This is a genomic window from Curtobacterium sp. SL109 (assembly GCF_026672405.1).
Taxonomy (GTDB): domain Bacteria; phylum Actinomycetota; class Actinomycetes; order Actinomycetales; family Microbacteriaceae; genus Curtobacterium.
Genome location: NZ_JAPPRB010000002.1, coordinates 3,058,347 through 3,075,755, shown reverse-complemented (window position 1 = coordinate 3,075,755; position 17,409 = coordinate 3,058,347). Strand labels below are relative to the sequence as shown.

At 72.8% G+C, this 17,409-nt stretch carries 15 protein-coding genes; 8 read left to right on the top strand and 7 right to left on the bottom strand.

Features of this window, described 5'->3' with window-relative positions; translation table 11 throughout:
- Positions 1-441: 441 nt before the first annotated feature.
- Together OVA28_RS15970 and OVA28_RS15965 are read right to left on the bottom strand one after the other, a co-directional pair.
- Positions 442-696: an acyl-CoA carboxylase subunit epsilon gene (locus tag OVA28_RS15970; RefSeq protein WP_194662036.1), complete on the bottom strand. Its 255-nt coding sequence runs from the start codon at positions 694-696 to the stop codon at positions 442-444.
- Positions 693-2,288, bottom strand: a complete 1,596-nt coding sequence (locus OVA28_RS15965; protein WP_194662035.1) for an acyl-CoA carboxylase subunit beta — start codon at positions 2,286-2,288, stop codon at positions 693-695. The genes OVA28_RS15970 and OVA28_RS15965 overlap by 4 nt, the downstream gene beginning before the upstream one ends.
- A 74-nt stretch (positions 2,289-2,362) precedes the next feature.
- On the opposite strand from OVA28_RS15965, the gene OVA28_RS15960 reads away from it, so the two are divergent.
- The 3 genes from OVA28_RS15960 to OVA28_RS15950 are packed head-to-tail and all read left to right on the top strand — an operon-like array spanning position 2,363 to position 5,093.
- Positions 2,363-3,211 (top strand): biotin--[acetyl-CoA-carboxylase] ligase, encoded by an 849-nt coding sequence (locus tag OVA28_RS15960; protein WP_194662034.1) that lies wholly within the window; start codon positions 2,363-2,365, stop codon positions 3,209-3,211.
- A 4-nt stretch (positions 3,212-3,215) separates the two neighbouring features.
- Positions 3,216-3,767, top strand: a complete 552-nt coding sequence (locus tag OVA28_RS15955) for a PH domain-containing protein (RefSeq protein ID WP_268097648.1) — start codon at positions 3,216-3,218, stop codon at positions 3,765-3,767.
- A gap of 18 nt (positions 3,768-3,785) precedes the next feature.
- Positions 3,786-5,093 (top strand): UDP-glucose dehydrogenase family protein, encoded by a 1,308-nt coding sequence (locus OVA28_RS15950; protein WP_268097647.1) that lies wholly within the window; start codon positions 3,786-3,788, stop codon positions 5,091-5,093.
- Positions 5,094-5,225: 132 nt separating this feature from the next.
- Here OVA28_RS15950 and OVA28_RS15945 read toward each other — a convergent pair whose 3' ends face one another.
- Positions 5,226-7,064, bottom strand: a complete 1,839-nt coding sequence (locus OVA28_RS15945; RefSeq protein WP_268097646.1) for a hypothetical protein — start codon at positions 7,062-7,064, stop codon at positions 5,226-5,228.
- Between the two features lie 128 nt (positions 7,065-7,192).
- On the opposite strand from OVA28_RS15945, the gene OVA28_RS15940 reads away from it, so the two are divergent.
- Both OVA28_RS15940 and OVA28_RS15935 read left to right on the top strand, forming a co-directional pair.
- A complete protein-coding gene (locus OVA28_RS15940) occupies positions 7,193-8,815 on the top strand; it encodes a phospholipid carrier-dependent glycosyltransferase (RefSeq protein WP_268097645.1) in 1,623 nt (540 codons plus the stop codon).
- Positions 8,812-9,714: a pentapeptide repeat-containing protein gene (locus tag OVA28_RS15935; RefSeq protein WP_268097644.1), complete on the top strand. Its 903-nt coding sequence runs from the start codon at positions 8,812-8,814 to the stop codon at positions 9,712-9,714. Before OVA28_RS15940 ends, OVA28_RS15935 begins: the two co-directional genes overlap by 4 nt.
- A gap of 81 nt (positions 9,715-9,795) precedes the next feature.
- On the opposite strand, the gene OVA28_RS15930 is transcribed toward OVA28_RS15935, so the two are convergent.
- The gene (locus tag OVA28_RS15930) at positions 9,796-10,269 is read right to left on the bottom strand and encodes a GtrA family protein (protein ID WP_194662023.1); all 474 of its coding nucleotides are present in this window, start codon (positions 10,267-10,269) and stop codon (positions 9,796-9,798) included.
- A gap of 134 nt (positions 10,270-10,403) precedes the next feature.
- Here OVA28_RS15930 and OVA28_RS15925 point away from each other — a divergent pair, with 134 nt between their 5' ends.
- The 3 genes from OVA28_RS15925 to purE all read left to right on the top strand — a co-directional run bounded on the left by OVA28_RS15925 (position 10,404) and on the right by purE (position 14,259).
- Positions 10,404-11,540, top strand: a complete 1,137-nt coding sequence (locus tag OVA28_RS15925; RefSeq protein ID WP_268097643.1) for a 5-(carboxyamino)imidazole ribonucleotide synthase — start codon at positions 10,404-10,406, stop codon at positions 11,538-11,540.
- A gap of 207 nt (positions 11,541-11,747) precedes the next feature.
- Positions 11,748-13,733, top strand: coding sequence for a glycoside hydrolase family 6 protein (locus OVA28_RS15920; protein WP_268097642.1), 1,986 nt, complete (start codon positions 11,748-11,750; stop codon positions 13,731-13,733).
- 16 nt (positions 13,734-13,749) lie between these two features.
- On the top strand, positions 13,750-14,259 hold the full coding sequence (gene purE, locus OVA28_RS15915) for a 5-(carboxyamino)imidazole ribonucleotide mutase (RefSeq protein ID WP_268097641.1): 510 nt from the start codon (positions 13,750-13,752) through the stop codon (positions 14,257-14,259).
- 19 nt (positions 14,260-14,278) lie between these two features.
- On the opposite strand, the gene OVA28_RS15910 is transcribed toward purE, so the two are convergent.
- The 3 genes from OVA28_RS15910 to OVA28_RS15900 form a co-directional block, all read right to left on the bottom strand.
- On the bottom strand, positions 14,279-14,995 hold the full coding sequence (locus tag OVA28_RS15910; protein ID WP_268097640.1) for a hypothetical protein: 717 nt from the start codon (positions 14,993-14,995) through the stop codon (positions 14,279-14,281).
- A gap of 117 nt (positions 14,996-15,112) precedes the next feature.
- A complete protein-coding gene (locus OVA28_RS15905; protein WP_268097639.1) occupies positions 15,113-16,255 on the bottom strand; it encodes a glycosyltransferase family 4 protein in 1,143 nt (380 codons plus the stop codon).
- Positions 16,256-16,313: 58 nt separating this feature from the next.
- Entirely contained in the window at positions 16,314-17,396 is a 1,083-nt protein-coding gene (locus tag OVA28_RS15900) for a lysylphosphatidylglycerol synthase transmembrane domain-containing protein (RefSeq protein WP_268097638.1), read from the bottom strand.
- Between the last annotated feature and the right edge of the window lie 13 nt (positions 17,397-17,409).

The window sequence follows — 17,409 nt, the reverse complement described above, 5'->3', positions numbered from 1 at the left end:
AGGACGACAGGGTCGAGGTCGTACGACAGCGACGGTGTCGTTCCGAGTCGGGGGGGGGCACCGGCCCACGCGCCGAACGAGCCCGGAAACGGGGAACGGGCCGGTCGAGGTACTCAACCGGCCCGTTCACGACCCGAGGCAGAGCGGCAACCCGAATGTCGCCCTGGCTCGCAACGACCAGTGACGTCGTACCCTAGTCGGCCACTGATCGACGATGTTCTTCTGGGAAGGACACCGAACACTGATTACTATGCCCGCTGCCACGCCTCGTGTCAGTCGTCATTATGGGGGACAATTCCTGCGCGTTCTGTCCCCATCGGCGTTTCATGCCCCCCAGTCGAGGGGTGCTGGTCCGCGGAAGTGCACGCTGCAACGCGGATACCGGCGGGTACCCCAGGGGTACAACCAGGGCGGTTGCCGTCCCCCGAGGGCGCACGGGGGTCAGCGGAGGGACCGCGACCAGGCTCCCGGGCCGTGCGGCAGCGGTCCGCGGAGTCCGCGCGCGGCCGACTCCCACCCGACGCGCGGGGAGACCTCGACGCGAGCAGGGCCCGCCGCAGCAGCCTGGTCGGCCTGGTGCTGGAGCACGGCGACGACGGCGGCGAGCTCCTCCGGCGACGGGTCCCCGGCGACGACACGGACGTCCGCGACGGCACCGACGTCTCGGGCCGCCGCCCCGGGCTGAGACCCCGTCACAGGGGGATGTTCCCGTGCTTCTTGGGCGGCAGCGTCGCGCGCTTGCCCCGGAGCGCCCGGAGCGCCTTGATCACGGAGACGCGGGTGGCGTGCGGCTGGATGATGCCGTCGAGCTCGCCACGCTCGGCCGCCAGGTACGGCGAGGCCACGTTGTACGTGTACTCGTTCGCCAGGCGGGAGCGCACGGCGGCGACGTCCTCGCCGGCGTCCTCGGCGCGCTTGATCTCCGACCGGTACAGGATGTTCACCGCACCCTGACCGCCCATCACGGCGATCTCGGCGGTCGGCCACGCCAGGTTGATGTCGGCGCCGAGCTGCTTCGAACCCATCACGATGTACGCCCCGCCGTAGGCCTTGCGCGTGATGACCGTGACGAGGGGGACGGTGGCCTCGGCGTAGGCGTACAGGAGCTTGGCGCCGCGGCGGATGACCCCGGTCCACTCCTGGTCGGTGCCGGGCAGGTACCCGGGCACGTCGACGAGGGTCAGGATCGGGATCCCGAACGCGTCGCAGAACCGGACGAAGCGCGCGGCCTTCTCGCCGGCGTCGATGTTCAGCGTGCCGGCCATCGCCTGCGGCTGGTTCGCGATGATGCCGACCGTGCGGCCCTCGACCCGACCGAACCCGATGAGGATGTTCGGTGCGAACAGCGGCTGGACCTCGAGGAAGTCCCCGTCGTCGACGACGTGCTCGATGATCTGCGTGACGTCGTACGGCTGGTTCGTGGAGTCCGGGATCACGACGTCGAGCTCGCGGTCGGCGTCGGTGGTCTCGAGCTCGGGGGCGACGTCGTACGCAGGGGGGTCGGAGAGGTTGTTGTCCGGCAGGAACCCGATGAGCGACCTGGCGTAGTCGAGCGCGTCGGACTCGTCGTCGGCCAGGTAGTGCGCGACGCCGGAGACCGCGTTGTGCGTCTGGGCACCGCCGAGCTCCTCGAAGCCGACGTCCTCGCCCGTGACGGTCTTGATGACGTCGGGGCCGGTGACGAACATGTGGCTGGTCTTGTCGACCATGATCACGAAGTCGGTGAGGGCGGGGGAGTACACCGCACCGCCGGCGGCCGGGCCCATCACGATCGAGATCTGTGGGATCACCCCGGAGGCCGCGGTGTTGAGGCGGAAGATCTCGCCGTACTTGCCGAGCGCGACCACTCCCTCCTGGATGCGGGCGCCGCCGGAGTCGAGGATGCCGATGATCGGCACGCCCGTCTTCATGGCGTGCTCCATCACCTTGATGATCTTCTCGCCGGCGACCTCGCCGAGCGAGCCGCCGAAGACGGTGAAGTCCTGCGCGTACACCGCGACCTGGCGGCCGTGGATCGTGCCGAAGCCGGTGACGACCGCGTCGCCGTAGGGCCGCTTGGCCTCCATGCCGAAGGCGTGGGTGCGGTGCCGGACGAACTCGTCGAGCTCGACGAAGGAGTTCTCGTCGAGGAGCTGCTCGATCCGCTCGCGCGCCGTCGTCTTGCCCTTGGCGTGCTGCTTCGCGATGGCGGCTTCGCCCGCTGCGGTCACGGCTTCGTGGTACCGCACGCGGAGGTCGGCGAGCCGGCCGGCCGTCGTGGAGAGATCGGGGGTGTCACCTTGAGTCACCCGCTCACCCTACCGGCGTGCCGAGACCGGGCCGTTGGAGGACCCGCACGGTTCCTGCCCGTACATTTGCACGCATGTCCACACCCGCACTCCCGCGTTCCCGCGCCGCCGTCGCGTCCTCGGGAGCGGTCCTCGACGTCCGGGAGTCCACCGGGTCGACCAACGCCGACCTGCTGCAGGCAGCGTCCGGCCTGCCGGACGGCAGCGTCGTCGCGACGCTCGACCAGACGGCCGGTCGCGGTCGTCTCGACCGCTCCTGGACCGCACCGACCGGGCAGACCCTCGCCGCCAGCGTCCTGGTGCGCGCCGACCTCACCGACCGCGACCGCGGCTGGCTGCCGCTCGTGGCGGGCGCCGCGATGCGCGACGCGGTGCGCGCGGCCCTGGAGCCGGCACCGGACGACCGAGCTGACGGGGCGGACGCGAGTCGGGCCTCCCACCCGGGTGGGACGGAACGGGTGCTCGTGAAGTGGCCCAACGACGTCCTGGTCGACGGCCGCAAGGTCTGCGGGATCCTCTGCCAGGTCGCGGACGACGGCGCGGTCGTCGTCGGAGCCGGCGTGAACCTCACCATCCCCGCCGACGCGCTGCCGACACCGAACGCGACCTCGCTCCTGGCGGCGGGCGCGACCGGCGACGCGGCCGACCTGGCAGACGCGGTCCTGTCCGGCTTCGTCGCGGGCGTCCGGGAGGCCGTGGTCGCCCTGGCGACGGGCGGTGCGGACGCCGACGCGGTCCGGTCCCACGTCCGGGCCGTCTGCGGCACGATCGGTGCGCGGGTCCGGCTGGAACTGCCGGACGGCAGCGTCGTCGAGGCGGACGCCACCGGGATCGACGACGACGGCCGCATCACGATCCGGGATCGAGACGGTGTCAGCAGGGGCGTCGCCGTCGGGGACGTCACCCACCTGCGGTATGCATGACGCCATGACCGCCGAGCCCCCGCCAGAACGCGTCGTCGCGCGGCTGCGGCCGCACGCGCGGAGCCTGGTGCGTCCGGCGGTCTTCGTCGTGCTCGTCGCCGCTGCCGGCGGCTTCGGGTTCGGGGTGTTCCGGGCGCAGTACGCGTGGGTGAACGCCGTGATCGCGGTCCTCGTCCTGGCGCTCGTGCTGGTCGGCGGCATCGTGCCGCTCGTCCGCTGGATGACCCGTCGCTACGTCGTCACCACCCGGCGGCTGGTCGTCGTGCACGGTCTCGGCACCAGGACCCGGCGGGAGCTGCTGCACTCGCGCGGGTACGACGTGACCGTGCGGCGCCGCGGACTGCAGGGGCTGTTCCGCTCCGGGGACGTGCTCGTCTTCCCCGGGGACGACCCGGCCGTGGTGCTCGCCGACGTGCCCCACGCGGACCTGGTCGTCGCCGTCCTGCACGACATGGTGGAGGCCCACGAGGCCAGGCGGCGCCACCGCGAGCCGGACTGGGACGAGATCGTCGGCGGACCCGACCGGCCGTCGTGGGGCGACGTGCACCGCCGGTAGTTCCGGTACCGTCTTCCCGTGCGTATCTCTGTCATCGGCTGCGGGTACCTCGGTGCCGTGCACGCCGCCTCCATGGCCAAACTCGGACACGAGGTCGTCGCGGTCGACGTCGACCCGGTGAAGATCGAGCGGCTCGCCGCCGGCGACGCCCCGTTCTTCGAACCGGGACTCCCCGAGATCCTCTCCGAGGCGATCGAGTCCGGACGCATCCGCTTCACCACGGACATGTCCGAGGTCGCCGGATCCCGCGTGCACTTCGTCGCCGTCGGCACCCCGCAGGGCCCGACCGGTGCCGCGGACCTGACGTACGTCGACGCCGCCGTGGCCGCGCTGACGCAGTACGTGGCCGCCGACGAGTTCGTCGTCGGCAAGTCCACCGTCCCCGTCGGCACCGCCGCCCGCCTGGCGACGTCCCTGTCCGCGGCCGTGCCCGGCGCGACGCTCGTGTGGAACCCCGAGTTCCTCCGCGAGGGCTTCGCGGTGCAGGACACCATCTCCCCGGACCGCCTGGTCTACGGCGTGCCGTCCGGCGCCGCGGGCGAGTCCGCCGTCGCCGCCCTCGACGAGGTCTACGCCACGACCCTGGCCGAGGGCACCCCGCGCCTGGTGGTCGACCTGGCCACCGCCGAGCTCGTCAAGGTCAGCGCGAACGCGTTCCTGGCGACGAAGATCTCCTTCATCAACGCGATGGCCGAGATCGCCGAGGTCGTCGGCGCCGACGTCACGGCGCTCGCCGACGCCATCGGGCACGACGCCCGCATCGGCCGGAAGTTCCTCAACGCCGGCCTCGGGTTCGGCGGGGGCTGCCTGCCGAAGGACATCCGCGCGTTCCAGGCCCGGGCGACCGAGCTCGGCGTGGGGGAGTCGCTGGCGTTCCTGGCCGACGTCGACGCCATCAACCTGCGGCGTCGCGCGCACGTCGTCACCCTCGCCGAGGACCTGCTCGGCGGTGACGTCACGGGCAAGCACGTGGCCGTCCTCGGGCTCGCGTTCAAGCCGAACTCGGACGACGTCCGCGACTCCCCGGCGCTCGACATCACCGCACGGCTGCACGAGCTCGGCGCCGTCGTCTCGGCGTACGACCCCGAGGCCAACGGCACCGCCGCCCGCATCCACCCCGAGGTCCACTACGTCGACAGCGCGGACGAGGCACTCCGCGGCGCCGACCTGGTGCTCGTGCTGACCGAGTGGAACGAGTTCCGCCAGCTCGACCCCGCCGTGGTCGCCGGTCTCGTCGAGCGCCCGGTCGTGGTGGACGGCCGGAACTGCCTGGACCGCGACGCCTGGACCGCCGCGGGCTTCACGGTGCGCGGGATGGGCCGCTAACACCCGGACGATCCGACCCGCGGGTCGTCGGCGGCAGCCCGCCGTCGGGCCGCGGGTCGTCCGACGTCCTCACCCGCGCGCGGGTCCGCCGGCGTCGTGCCCGGTGGACGTCGGGCCCGGTGGGCGTGGGGCTCAGCGGTCGAGGTCGACGACCTGCACCCGGCACGGCTCGACGTCAGCACCCTTGACGTCCTGGCACGTGGTGTCCACGACGACCTCGTCGACCACCGTGCCGGCACCGGTGAGGTCCTTCGGCTGGGCGTCCTCCGGCGTGAACTGCAGCCAGTACTGGACGTCCGCCCGGTGCAGCAGCCGGACGAACGACGGGTCCTGGATGTCGTACCGCTGCGAGTCCGTGCCGGAGACGTGCGCGTCGAGCCGGAACGCGAGCTGTGCCATCGCCCGTGCGTTCGAGCCCGCGATGCGGCTGTCCCGCGGGATCGTGTGGTGTGCGCGGAGCGCCTCGACGAGCGGCTCCTTCTGCGTGACCGTGGGGCCGGCGACCTGCAGGGGCGGCGCGCCGATGGAGCCACCGAGGACCGACGAGAACGGTGCGGCCAGGCCGAGGGCGTTCTGCGTGACGGACGCCGTGACCACGAGCAGGCAGGCCACGACGGCCAGGACCCTGCGCACGGTGCGCCCGCGTCCGATCCGGTGCCAGGCGTCCGGCAGCAGCGCCGCGACCATGATCACCGTGCCGGAGGCCAGCGGCAGGTAGTAGCGGGCGTTCCCGCCGAAGGACTCGACCGTGGCGATGCCGGCGTAGCCGAGCCAGTACACGCCGGTGGCCACGGCTGCGACCGTCGCGAATGCGTGCCGGCGGGTGTCCACCAGGCGGAACAGGAGCGCCGCGGCGAACAGCACGCCGATCCACGTCGCGAACGGTGCGAAGGAGCTGATCCGGAGCTGGTAGTAGGGCAGCGCGTCCAGCCGCTGGGAGACGTAGTAGGTGAGCTTGCCGGCGAGCGTGGTCGTGGTGGACGCGCGGTCCTCGTCGTCACCGGTGTCCGCCCGGGAGGCCGTGGTCGTCCTCGGCGCGGACAGCGCGCGGCCGTCGAACACGCTCGGGGTGCGGTCCTCGGCGGGGGAGAACGCGCTGGCGTCCGGCGGGCGGGGGAGCACGTAGTCGTCGTCCGGGCCGTCGGCCGCGTCGGTGAACTTGCTCTCGGTGTTCACCACGAGCGACGACCCCGCGGTCACCGTGTGGTACTTCACCGACAGCGCCACGACCCACGGTGCCGACACGACGACGACGGCGACCGCCGCGGTGAGGACGAGGACGAGGGAACCGCGGAGCGCCGCCCGGTCGCGGTGGTCGGTGCGCCACCAGCGGAACGCGAACCAGAGCGGCACGACGACGACGAACACCGGGACCAGGAAGAGCTTGGCGAAGTACCCGAGCGCGCAGAGGGCGCCGAGGGCGGCAGCGACGACGATGCGCCGTCGCCGTGAGCCGTGTCGGGCACGGTCCGCGACGAGCATCATCCAGACGAAGCCGACGAACCAGAGCAGGACGAGCAGGTCGGGAGTCTGCCGGGCCACGTTGGCCAGCAGCACGGGCGCGGTCGCCGCCGTCGTGAAGGCCGTCGCCCAGCCGCTCCTGGTCACGCGGAGCACGAGCCAGGCGCTGACGACCAGGATCGCGACGCAGACGACGGCGTTCGTCGCCAGGAAGGCCGACGTCAGTCCGAGGCCGGAGCGGATGAACGGCGCCATCAGCCACGACGTCATGGGGGACCAGTAGGCGTTGACGGCGTCCGTGACGTCGCCCTCGGCGTACTTCCGGGCGATGCCCATGTAGGAGATGCCGTCGATGTTCGTCACCAGGGCGCGACTGCGGTACGCCATCGACACGATCGGCACCGACAGCGCCACCACCAGCAGCAGGTTCAGCACGACGGCACGGAGCGTCGGGCGCGTCGTCGCCCCGCCGGTCCGCGCCGGGTGCGCCGCGGGGGCGGTGTGACTCATCGGTGCCTCTCTCCGCGGCGGCTCGACGTGCCCGTCGCAGTCCGATCACGATACCGTCCGGCCCGCGGCACACGGTCCCGAGCAGCAGGTGTTGGGGATCATGCCCGCGACGGGATATCTTCGTGTCGATGTCCGGAAGCGCGTTCGACACCAAGCCCCCCGGCCGCTCCGTCGCCCACGCATCGTCAGGGGGCCTGCCCGAGCGGCTCCGGCTGCTCACCGTCCCCGGCCGGCTCGGGGTCCTCCTCGCCAGCCCGTGGCTGTTCCGGCTGACGATCGTCCTCTTCGTGGCGCTCGGCGTGGTCTTCGCCCTCGTGCTGCACTACCCGATCGTCGACGGCAACGGCAACGTCCCCTACGTCGGCACGATCGCCCCCGACGAGCACCGGCACATCGCGAACATCCTGTTCTACGCGCACCGGTCGATCTCGGCCGGACCGATCATCGACAGCGTGCCCACGCGCGACCTGGCGATGGGCGAGGTGCTGCGCTTCCCGAGCTACTTCTACTACTACGTCATGTCCTTCCCGGTGAAGGTCATGATCAACGAAGCGCTGCCCTACTCGTGGATCGTCGTCTTCCTGCGGCTCGTCAACCTGGTCTTCGGGGTGCTCGGGCTCATGGTCATGCGCTCGCTCCTCAGGGCGATGGGGTTCTCGGCCTCGATCACCATGCTGTCGGTCGTCGTGCTCGCCTTCACCGGGCGGTACATCTGGCAGTCGGCGGCGGTGAGCTACGACGCCCCCGGCATGACCCTGTTCCTCCTCTGCCTGCTCTTCTCGGCACGGTTCATCCACGCCCCGAGCCCGACGACGCTGGCCAAGGCGGTCGTCGCCGGCGGCTGGGCGATCATCGCGAAGTACACCTTCGTGCCGTTCGTCGTCGTCGCCATCGTGGTCGCCGTCGCCCTCGTGGCGCAGCGCGACGGCCTGCGCGGGGTGGTCGACGTCCGGCACGCGGTCTCGGCGTTCGTCGCCGGCATCCGCCGGCACGTCGTCGGGACGGTCGCCTGGGTCCTGGCGTTCGTCGTCGCAGCGGCGCTCATCGTCGAGCGCTACGGGATCAACCTGGTCCGGTACCGCCAGTTCAACCCCGACTGCGACAAGCTGCACACCCACCAGCAGTGCCTGACGTTCGACATCTACGCCAGGAACTACGCCGCGGAGCGCGTGCACGACCTCGCCGTGCTGAACGGGCAGCAGCAGACGCCGCTCGACGTGCTCGAGTTCATCGGCCGCTGGTGCACGACGTACCTGCAGTCGATCTTCTTCTACCGTGACCGCAACTCGACCTGGGCGATCAACCCCGTCGTGTCCGTGCTCGGGACCGTCGTGTTCGTGGCGGCCTGTGTCGCCGTCGTGCTCGCCGCGCGGTCGCTGCTGCGGACCCGGGCGTTCGTCTGGGGCTTCGCGGTCGCCGGTGTGTACGTCGTCGCCATGTTCGTGTTCAACCTCCAGACGTTCCTGCGGCTCGACAACGACTACGCGTTCTCCGGCCGGTACCTGCTCCCGGTGCTGCCGATCATCTACGCGTTCGCGATCGTCTCGGCGATGGCGTTCTGGCGGTCCCTCCCCGTCGGCTGGCGGCGCGTCGCGGTGCTCCCGGTGCTGCTCGTCGTGCTCGTCGTCCTCGTGACCTACTCCGCGCCCGTCGCCTTCTTCGCCTACGCCCGCGACCCGAGCTGGTACACGGACACGGCGCTGCGGCTGCTGCCGCACTGGCTGACCGGGTGGACGGGAGCGGGCGCATGAGCACCGTGAAGCCCTGGTCCCGCCGTCGCCGGTGGTCGATCGGCATCGTCCTCGTCCTGGTCCTGCTGGTCGCCGTCGGCTACCAGCGCCTCTCCGCGGGGCCGGCCGGCGAGACCGTGGGGTCGTGCACCGTGGTCAACCACCCGTCCGTCGACGACCGCACCCGGTGCGAGGGCGCCGACCTCGCCGGGCAGGACCTCCGTGAGCGGGACCTCCGTCTCGCCGACCTCCGCGGCGTCGACCTCTCCGGCGCCGACCTGCGCGGCGCGATCCTCTACGGCGCCGACCTGGCGGGGGCTGACCTGCACGGGACCGACCTCGGCGAGGCGGACCTGACCGCGGCGAAGCTCACCGGTGCGCAGCTCGGCGACACCCGTTTCACCCGGGCGGTCATCAGCGGCATGGACGTGACGGGCACCCCGCTCGCGACGACGTCCCAGTCGGTGTGGGCGGACGGCGAGACGCCGGTGCTGCTCAAGTGGTCCTCCGGCGAGCAGCCCGGCGTCGTGCAGAACACGTGCGACGACCGCGAGGGGCTGTTCTACCCGGGCAGCACTGCGGTGACGTGCCAGATCACCACCGGGACTGACGTCGGGCAGGCGCTGCAGTACCAGATCCAGATGGAGGTCAAGCAGGCCCCCGTCATCACGGCCCCGGACAGCGTCACCCTGACCGTCGGGCGGACGGCGTCGGTCCAGGTCCACGCCGACAGCCCCTACCCGCAGGTCGAGGCGCACTTCGACGGCGCGCTGCCGAAGGGCCTGCGGTGGGACGCGGCCACGCAGCGGATCGTCGGGAAGCCCACGGCCGCCGCGGTCGGGCAGCGCACCGTCGTCCTGCGTGCGGACAACGGGCGCTCCGTGACGAAGTCGATCCAGATCACCGTGCTCGCCGGCTGACACTGTGCTCGCCGGCTGACACCGTGCTCGCCGGCTGACCGGCGCGACGCCCCCGGGTCGGACCTGCGGTGCGTCGCGCCGTCAGCGCGTCGGGCGCAGGACCTCCGCCGTGCGCGTCGACTCCTGGCCGACCCGGTCAGGGTGGTACACCCACGCCTTGTAGAGCCAGAACCGGAACGCCGTGCCGAGCGCCAGGCCGATGACGTTCCCGGAGACGTTGTCCGCGAGCGCCGAGGTGTACCCGAGCACGTAGTGGGAGACGCCGAGGCAGCCGAGCGAGATCACCATGCCGCCGAGCGAGACGACGACGAACTCGACGCCCTCCTTCGCGGCGACGGACCGACGCTGGTGGCGGAAGGTCCAGTACCGGTTGCCGACCCAGTTCACGAAGATGGCGACCGTGGTGGAGACGACCTTCGCCCAGAACGGCCCCGAGTGGACGTCGTCCGGCGAGAGCACGGTCGCGCGCAGCAGGTTGAACACGCCGAAGTCGACGACGAAGCCGACCGCGCCGACGATGCCGAAGCGGGCGAGCTGGGCGATGAGGCGCCGCACGTGGTCTCCTGGATCCGTAGAGTTGGCGTCGGCCCGTCCCGAGGACGGCGCGGGGTCGATCGACGATCGACAATCCGGAATGGTAGACGACCGGGTCTCACCGCACGGTGGGAACCGCGGAAGGAACACACAGCATGGCGTTGCGCGTCGGAGTGGTCGGCGGAGGGCAGCTCGCCCGCATGATGGTGCCGGCAGCGGTGGAGCTCGGGATCGACATCCGGGTCCTCGCCGAGGGGCCGGACATGTCCGCGGCGATCGCGGCGACGGCCGAGGGCGACTACCACGACGCCGACACCGTGCTCGCCTTCGCACGGGACGTCGACGTCGTCACGTTCGACCACGAGCACGTCCCGCAGGACGTCCTCCGTGCCCTGGTCGCCGCCGGCGTCGCCGTCCGTCCGGGTCCGGACGCGCTCGCCGTCGCCCAGGACAAGATCGTCATGCGCACCCGGCTCACCGAGCTCGGACTGCCCGTGCCGGACTGGGCCGCGGTCCACGACCCCGACGAGCTCCGCGCCTTCCTCGACGCCCACGGGGGGCGGGCCGTCGTGAAGACCGCCCGTGGCGGCTACGACGGCAAGGGCGTCCGCGTCGTGACCGACCCCGCCGACGTCGAGGACTGGTTCATCGCCCTCGCGGAGAGCGGCAGTGCGCAGGCGCTCCTGGCGGAGGAGTTCGTGCCGTTCACCCGCGAGCTCGCCCAGTCCGTCGCCCGCCGCCCGTCGGGTGAGGTCGTGGCGTGGCCGCTCGTCGAGACCGAGCAGCGCGACGGCGTCTGCGCCGAGGTCATCGCCCCCGCGCCCGACAGTGCTGGCCGCCTCGCCGACCTGGCGGAGTCGATCGCGGTGCGCATCGCCGAGGAGCTCGACGTCACTGGTGTGCTCGCGGTCGAGCTGTTCCAGACCGGTGACGAGCGGATCCTCATCAACGAGCTCGCGATGCGGCCGCACAACACCGGCCACTGGTCGATCGACGGCGCGACGACGAGCCAGTTCGAGCAGCACCTCCGCGCGGTCCTCGACCTGCCGCTCGGTGCGACCGGGACGAACGCCCCCGTCGCCGTGATGGTGAACGTCCTCGGTGGCCCGGCCGACGGCGACCTCGCCGCGCGGTACCCGGGCGCCCTCGCGGCCTTCCCCGAGGCCAAGTACCACTTCTACGGCAAGGCCCCGCGCCCCGGCCGCAAGATCGGGCACGTCACCGTGACCGGCGACGACGTCGACGACGTCGTGTACCGGGCGCGGAGCGCAGCGGCGCACTTCGACGACTGACCCGGCCAGCGCGACCGGCCGACGGCGGGGACCGCGCACCGGACGGGAGGCCCGTGGCGGGCCCGCACCGAGCCTCCCGTCCGGTGGGTGGCGACGTCGACGGCGGCTGCCACCCGTCCAGGTGGCACCCGCTCTGGCGGCTGGTCGGCGTGGGCAGGGCGTGGTGCCATGGACGGGTCAGGGGAAGTCCGTCCAGGGGAGCCGTCCATGCCACGCCGTCCGCGCGTCAGCGCCCGCGCCCACTCCGTGGTCTCCGTCGTCGCGACGGTCACCGCGGCCCTCGTCGTCGGAGCCCTCGTCGTGCCCTCCGGGCCCGCCGACGCCGCGACACCGGCTGCGGTGCGTTCCGCGACCGCTGCGGCGCTCTACGGGAACGGGCAGTACACGTCGCCCACCAGCGAGGCCGCCAGGGCCGCCGGTGCGCTCGCGTCCTCGGACCCGGCGGGCGCCCGTGCCGCATCGACCATCGCGCGGTACCCGGTCGCGACCTGGCTCGGTGAGTGGACGACGGGTGCCGCGCTCGACCGGACGCTCGACACCGCGACCGCCGGGGCCGCGGCGAACGGGACCACGGCCGTCTTCGTCACCTACGCCATCCCGCAGCGCGACTGCGGCGGGTACTCGGCCGGTGGGTTCGACGAGACGTCCTACGACGCGTGGATCGACCGGATCGTGACGAAGCTCGCGGGCAAGCGGGCTGCGGTCGTCGTCGAGCCGGACTCGCTCGCCATGCTCAGCAACGACCGCTGCACGCCGACCCTCGACCAGCAGCGGTACCGGATCCTGTCCCGCGAGGTCGCCGCGTTCACCGCTGCCGGGGTCCCCGCGTACCTCGATGCCGGCAACTCGAACTGGGTGCCGCCCACGACGATGGCCGCGCGGCTGCGGAGCGCGGGCGTGCAGGACGCCCGCGGGTTCTTCACCAACGTCGCCAACTACTACCCGGTGGCGCAGGAGCAGGCCTACGCCGAGAAGCTCTCCGCGCTGACCGGGGGCTCGCACTACGTCATCGACACCTCGCGGAACGGGCAGGGCTGGCGTGGCACGTGGTGCAACGCCCCCGGCGCCGGACTCGGCACCAGCCCACGGGTCGTCGCCGACGGCTCCGCCCTCGACGCGCTCCTCTGGGTGAAGACCCCTGGCGCCAGCGACGGCACGTGCAACGGCGGTCCGGCCGCGGGGAAGTGGTACTCCGCCTCCGCCCAGGTGCTGGTCGCCAACGCCGTGCTCGGTGCGCCGCAACCCGTCCGGTCGCCGGTGGGGACCCTCGACGCCGCGTCCGGAGCGGCCGCGTCGGTCCGTGTCAGCGGATGGGCGTTCGACCAGGACGAGGCCGACACGGCGCTCACGGTCCGCGTCACGGTCGACGGCCGGGTCGCAGGGTCGGGCCTGGCGGACCGGGCCCGGCAGGACGTCGGCGACACCTACGGGGTCGGGGCCGCCCACGGCTACGACGTCACGGTCCCCGCGGCAGCAGGCACGCGTACGGTCTGCGTCACCGCCGTCAACGTCTCCCGGGGCGCCGACGAGCGACTGGGATGCGACGACGTCACGGTCCTCGGGCACGACCCGGTCGTCCGGCTGACCCAGGCCGTGGTCGTCCCGGCAGGGATCCGGGCGCAGGGCGTCGCGGTCGACGGGGACGCTCCGGGGACGGCGCTGCCGGTCGCGCTGGTCGTGGACGGCCTAACCGTCCGAACCGCCAGGGCCGACCGGGTCCGCAGCGACCTGGCCGACCTCGGCGTCGGGACGGCGCACGGGTTCGCCGCGGTGGTGCCGGCCGGCGCCGGCAGGCACACGGTCTGCGTCCGGGCGACCAACACCGGGCCGGGACAGGACGTCACGGCGCCGTGCTCGGTCGTCACCGTCGCTGCCAGTGCCCCCTCCGGCGCCCTCGAGACCGTCGTCTCCAGCGCGCACCGCCGGGTGGACGTCGCTGGGCACGCCTTCGACCGCGAGGACACGGGCGCTCCCGTGACGATCGTGGTGACCGTCGCCGGCAAGCAGGTCGGCCGCTTCACCGCGGACCGCGTCCGTGCCGACGTGGACCGGTCGACCGGTGCCGGGGCCGCCCACGGCTTCACCGCGCGGGTGGTCGGGGTGACCGGCACGCGGAGCGTGTGCGTCCGGGCCGTCGGGATCGGTGCCGGTGGCGACCGGTCGCTCGGCTGCCGCACGGTCACGGTGCGCTGACGGCTAGGCTCGTCGGGTGACCGACACCACCGTGCCCGCACCGCTCGTCTCGATCATCATGGGGTCCGACTCGGACTGGCCGACCATGCGGGCCGCGGCCGAGATCCTCGACGAACTCGGCATCCCCTACGAGGCCGACGTCGTCTCGGCGCACCGCACCCCGGACAAGATGGTCCGCTACGGCCGCGGTGCCGCTGCCCGTGGCCTCCGCGTCGTCATCGCCGGCGCAGGGGGTGCCGCTCACCTGCCGGGCATGGTCGCGTCCCTGACCACGCTGCCCGTGATCGGGGTGCCCGTGCAGCTCGCGCGCCTGGACGGCCTGGACTCGCTGCTGTCCATCGTGCAGATGCCCGCCGGCATCCCGGTGGCGACGATGGCGATCAACGGTGCGGCGAACGCCGGCCTGTTCGCCGCGCGGATCATCGGCTCGTCCGAGCCCGCCGTGGCCGAGCGCCTGGCGGAGTACGCCGCGGGCCTCGAGCAGGTCGTCGAGCGGAAGGCCGAGGCGCTGCGCGCGCAGCTCTGACGACGCCGTCGACCGGGGGTCAGGCGGCCGTGGCCGTGCCCGTGACGCCGTCGACCGTGACCGACCGGGTCGCGCCGCCAGCGCTGAGGGTGGCGGTCCACACGGGGGCCGACCCGGACCCGCCGAGCACGAGGGACGTCAGGGTGCTGCCGGACACGGCACCGACCGCGCTGGTCGCGGCAGCGTCGGCCTTGACCTGCAGTGCTCCGGCACGGGCGACGTTCGCGGCCTTCGTGGCGGAGTCGGCGTCCTTCGGGAAGGGGCCGGACGTCACGCGCCCGAGCGTCGCCGACACGACCGACTGCGTCTGGGAGCCGTCGGGGCCGGACACGAGCACGGTCCAGTTGTCACCGGACCCGACGAGGGAGACGACGGTGCCGCCGCCGGCCGCTGCCACGCCCTGCGCGGTCACCGCGGCGAAGTCCACGGAGTCGGGCTGGTCGACGCCGCTGCCGTTGCCCGTGCCGGGACCGGTGCCGTCGTCCGCCGGTCCGGTCTGGTCGTCCGACGGGGTGCTCGCCGAGGGGGACGGCGTGGTCCCGCTCGTCGGGGCGGCCGACGCCACCGGCGTCCGGGTCGGGGTGGCCGTGGCGGTCGCCGAGGCGGACCGGGTGGCCGAGGGGGAGCGGGTCGGGGTCCGGTCGTCGCCGCCGGAGCACGCCGCGAGGGTCGTCGTCAGGCCGAGCCCGAGGACGATCGTGGCGGTGAGGACGGGGAGGGAACGACGTCGCTGCATGTCCCGATGATGGCAGCCGTGCGCACGCGGGAACGGCGGCGACACGGAGCGTCCGGCCATCGATGCCGAGCCGTGATCCGTGGCGCCTGCGAGGTGTGCGGCGCCTGCGGTGCGTGGCTACAGGTCCGCGTGCAGCTGCCAGGTCTCCAGCGCGGAGTCGCGCCAGTCGAACATGCGCGCCGGGTCCGGCCCGGCGACGGCGAGCTGCCCGGCCAGGTGGTGGTCGTTGACGACCTGGTAGACCGCCTGCGCGATGCGCGCCGGGTAGGAGTCACGGGGGTCGCGGTCGACCGTGACGCCGGCGTCCGAGGCGACCTCGCGCACGGCGGGGTCGTCGGAGTGGATCACCGGGGTGCCGAAGCTCATGGCCTCCACCACGGGGAGGCCGAAGCCCTCGGCGAGGCTCGGGAACACGAACACCGTCGCCCGGTCGTAGACGACGGCCAGGTCGGCGTCGTCGACGTGGCCGAGGACCTTGACCCGGTCGGCGGCGAGTCCGGCGCGCTCGGCGGTCTCGATGACGTCGACGTCGCCCCAGCCGTCCGGTCCTGCGATGACCAGCGGGACGTCGCGCGGTGCCTCGGGGTGCGCCATGGCCTCGATGAGGTAGCGCAGGCCCTTCCGGGGTTCGAGGGTGCCGACGGCGAGGACGTAGCGGTCGGGCAGGCCGAGGCGTTCGGCGCGGAGGTCGGCGTCGACGGGGACGCGCAGCTTGGCGCTCGGGGCGCCGCCGATCACCCGGAGCCGGTCGTCGAAGCGGTGCACGTCGTTCAGCGCCGCGGCGACCGCGTGGGTCGGCACCACGACGGCGTCGGCGTGGCGCCAGGCCCGCTTCACCATCGCCTTGTGGAAGTGCACGCCGCGGGAGGTGAGGGTCTCCGGGTGCGTCCACGGCACCGTGTCGTGGACCGTGACGACGGTCTGGTGGCCGACGTCCTGGAAGCGGTTGTGCTTCACCAGCGGTGCCAGCACGCTCGGTGCGTGGACCATGCCGCGGGACGCACCGCGTGCCAGACCGGCCTGCCAGGCGAGGGAGAGCTCCCGTCGGGGCAGGGCGAGGCGCTCGAGGTCGCCCAGCCCGGGCAGCAGGGTCCGCAGCCGCTGGAGCTCCGCGGGAGAGGCGGCCGACACCACCGCTTCGACGTCGCACCCGGCCGGCGCGGTCTCGATGAGCTTCCGGGCGAGTTCCTCCGCGTAGCGTCCGATGCCGCCCGGGACCGGTGCGATCACCTGGTCCACGATCACGCGGAGAGTGGTCATGCGGTGTGGCTCCTCGGGGTTCTCGGACGGGACGGCTGGCGGCCCGGACGGGACACTATCAGGGCGCGCCGGGACTTCCCGGGAGGCTGTCGGCGGGCGTCGTGGCGGCCGCGCGACGCCGGTGTCGCACCGCGAGGGCGGCGCCGAGACCGGCCAGGACGACGTCGCCGAGGGTCATGAACGCCCGGCTGACCACCGCCAGCGCGAGGGCACCAGTGGGGTTCGTCACCGACCCGAGCAGCAGCAGGAGGACGGCTTCGCGCGGCCCGAGCCCCGCGGGTGCGATGACCACCAGGAAGCCGACGAGCCAGGCCACCGCGTACGCACCGGTCGCGACGGGGAAGAGCACGGACGAGTGCGCACCGAAGGCGTGCAGCACGACGGTGGCCTGGGCGCCGTACGCGATCCACATCACGACGGACCAGACGATCGACATCACGGTGCCGCCCCAGGTCAGCGTGATCGTCTGCGGCGGCCGACGGAGCAGCCGCATGGCGAGGGCGATGAGGCGACCGAGCACCGGCGGCGTCAGGGCGACGAGACCCAGCACCACGACGATGCCGAGCCACCAGAACGTCGCGAGGCCGTCCGTCGAGCCGAGCAGCAGCGCGAGGATGCCCACGAGTGCGGCGGTCACCATGCTGACGAGCATCGACGCGAGCGAGGCGACCGCGCTGCCGGTCCTGGCCAGCCCGTGCGCGCGGCCGAGCTCGGCCTGGGCCGCGATCGACCAGACGCCACCGGGGATGTACTTGCCGAGCTGGCCGACGAAGAAGATGGACGACGCCGCAGCGAGCCGGACGTGGAAGCCGGTGGCTGCCATCATGGCGCGCCAGGAGAGCATGTTCGCGACCAGGGCCACGAGGGTGAGCACGATCCCGAGCGTCACGGTCACGGCGTCGAGCCGAGCGAAGTCGGCGACGATCTCGTCCCACTGCCGCGCGACCCCGACGACGAGCAGCACCACCGCGACGATCGCAGCCGCCCACTTCACGACGTTCAGGACGCGGGCGCGGCGGCTCCTGGGCGCGACGACGGGCACCTCGGCGCCGGTGGTCGGGCCGGCGGCGGGGTCATGAGCAGGACGTCCATCGGCCGATGCTGCGTCGGCGGCGGACCCCGTAGGCTGTCGTGCGTCCATCGACCGACAACTC

Bases quoted from the DNA above. Each gene is read 5' to 3' on its own strand.
- OVA28_RS15940 (WP_268097645.1), top strand. From the start codon at position 7,193: ATGTCCGGAAGCGCGTTCGACACCAAGCCCCCCGGCCGCTCCGTCGCC.
- OVA28_RS15925 (WP_268097643.1), top strand. From the start codon at position 10,404: ATGGCGTTGCGCGTCGGAGTGGTCGGCGGAGGGCAGCTCGCCCGCATG.
- OVA28_RS15920 (WP_268097642.1), top strand. From the start codon at position 11,748: ATGCCACGCCGTCCGCGCGTCAGCGCCCGCGCCCACTCCGTGGTCTCC.
- OVA28_RS15905 (WP_268097639.1), bottom strand. From the start codon at position 16,255: ATGACCACTCTCCGCGTGATCGTGGACCAGGTGATCGCACCGGTCCCG.
- OVA28_RS15935 (WP_268097644.1), top strand. From the start codon at position 8,812: ATGAGCACCGTGAAGCCCTGGTCCCGCCGTCGCCGGTGGTCGATCGGC.
- OVA28_RS15910 (WP_268097640.1), bottom strand. From the start codon at position 14,995: ATGCAGCGACGTCGTTCCCTCCCCGTCCTCACCGCCACGATCGTCCTC.
- OVA28_RS15900 (WP_268097638.1), bottom strand. From the start codon at position 17,396: ATGGACGCACGACAGCCTACGGGGTCCGCCGCCGACGCAGCATCGGCC.
- OVA28_RS15955 (WP_268097648.1), top strand. From the start codon at position 3,216: ATGACCGCCGAGCCCCCGCCAGAACGCGTCGTCGCGCGGCTGCGGCCG.
- OVA28_RS15960 (WP_194662034.1), top strand. From the start codon at position 2,363: ATGTCCACACCCGCACTCCCGCGTTCCCGCGCCGCCGTCGCGTCCTCG.
- OVA28_RS15945 (WP_268097646.1), bottom strand. From the start codon at position 7,064: ATGAGTCACACCGCCCCCGCGGCGCACCCGGCGCGGACCGGCGGGGCG.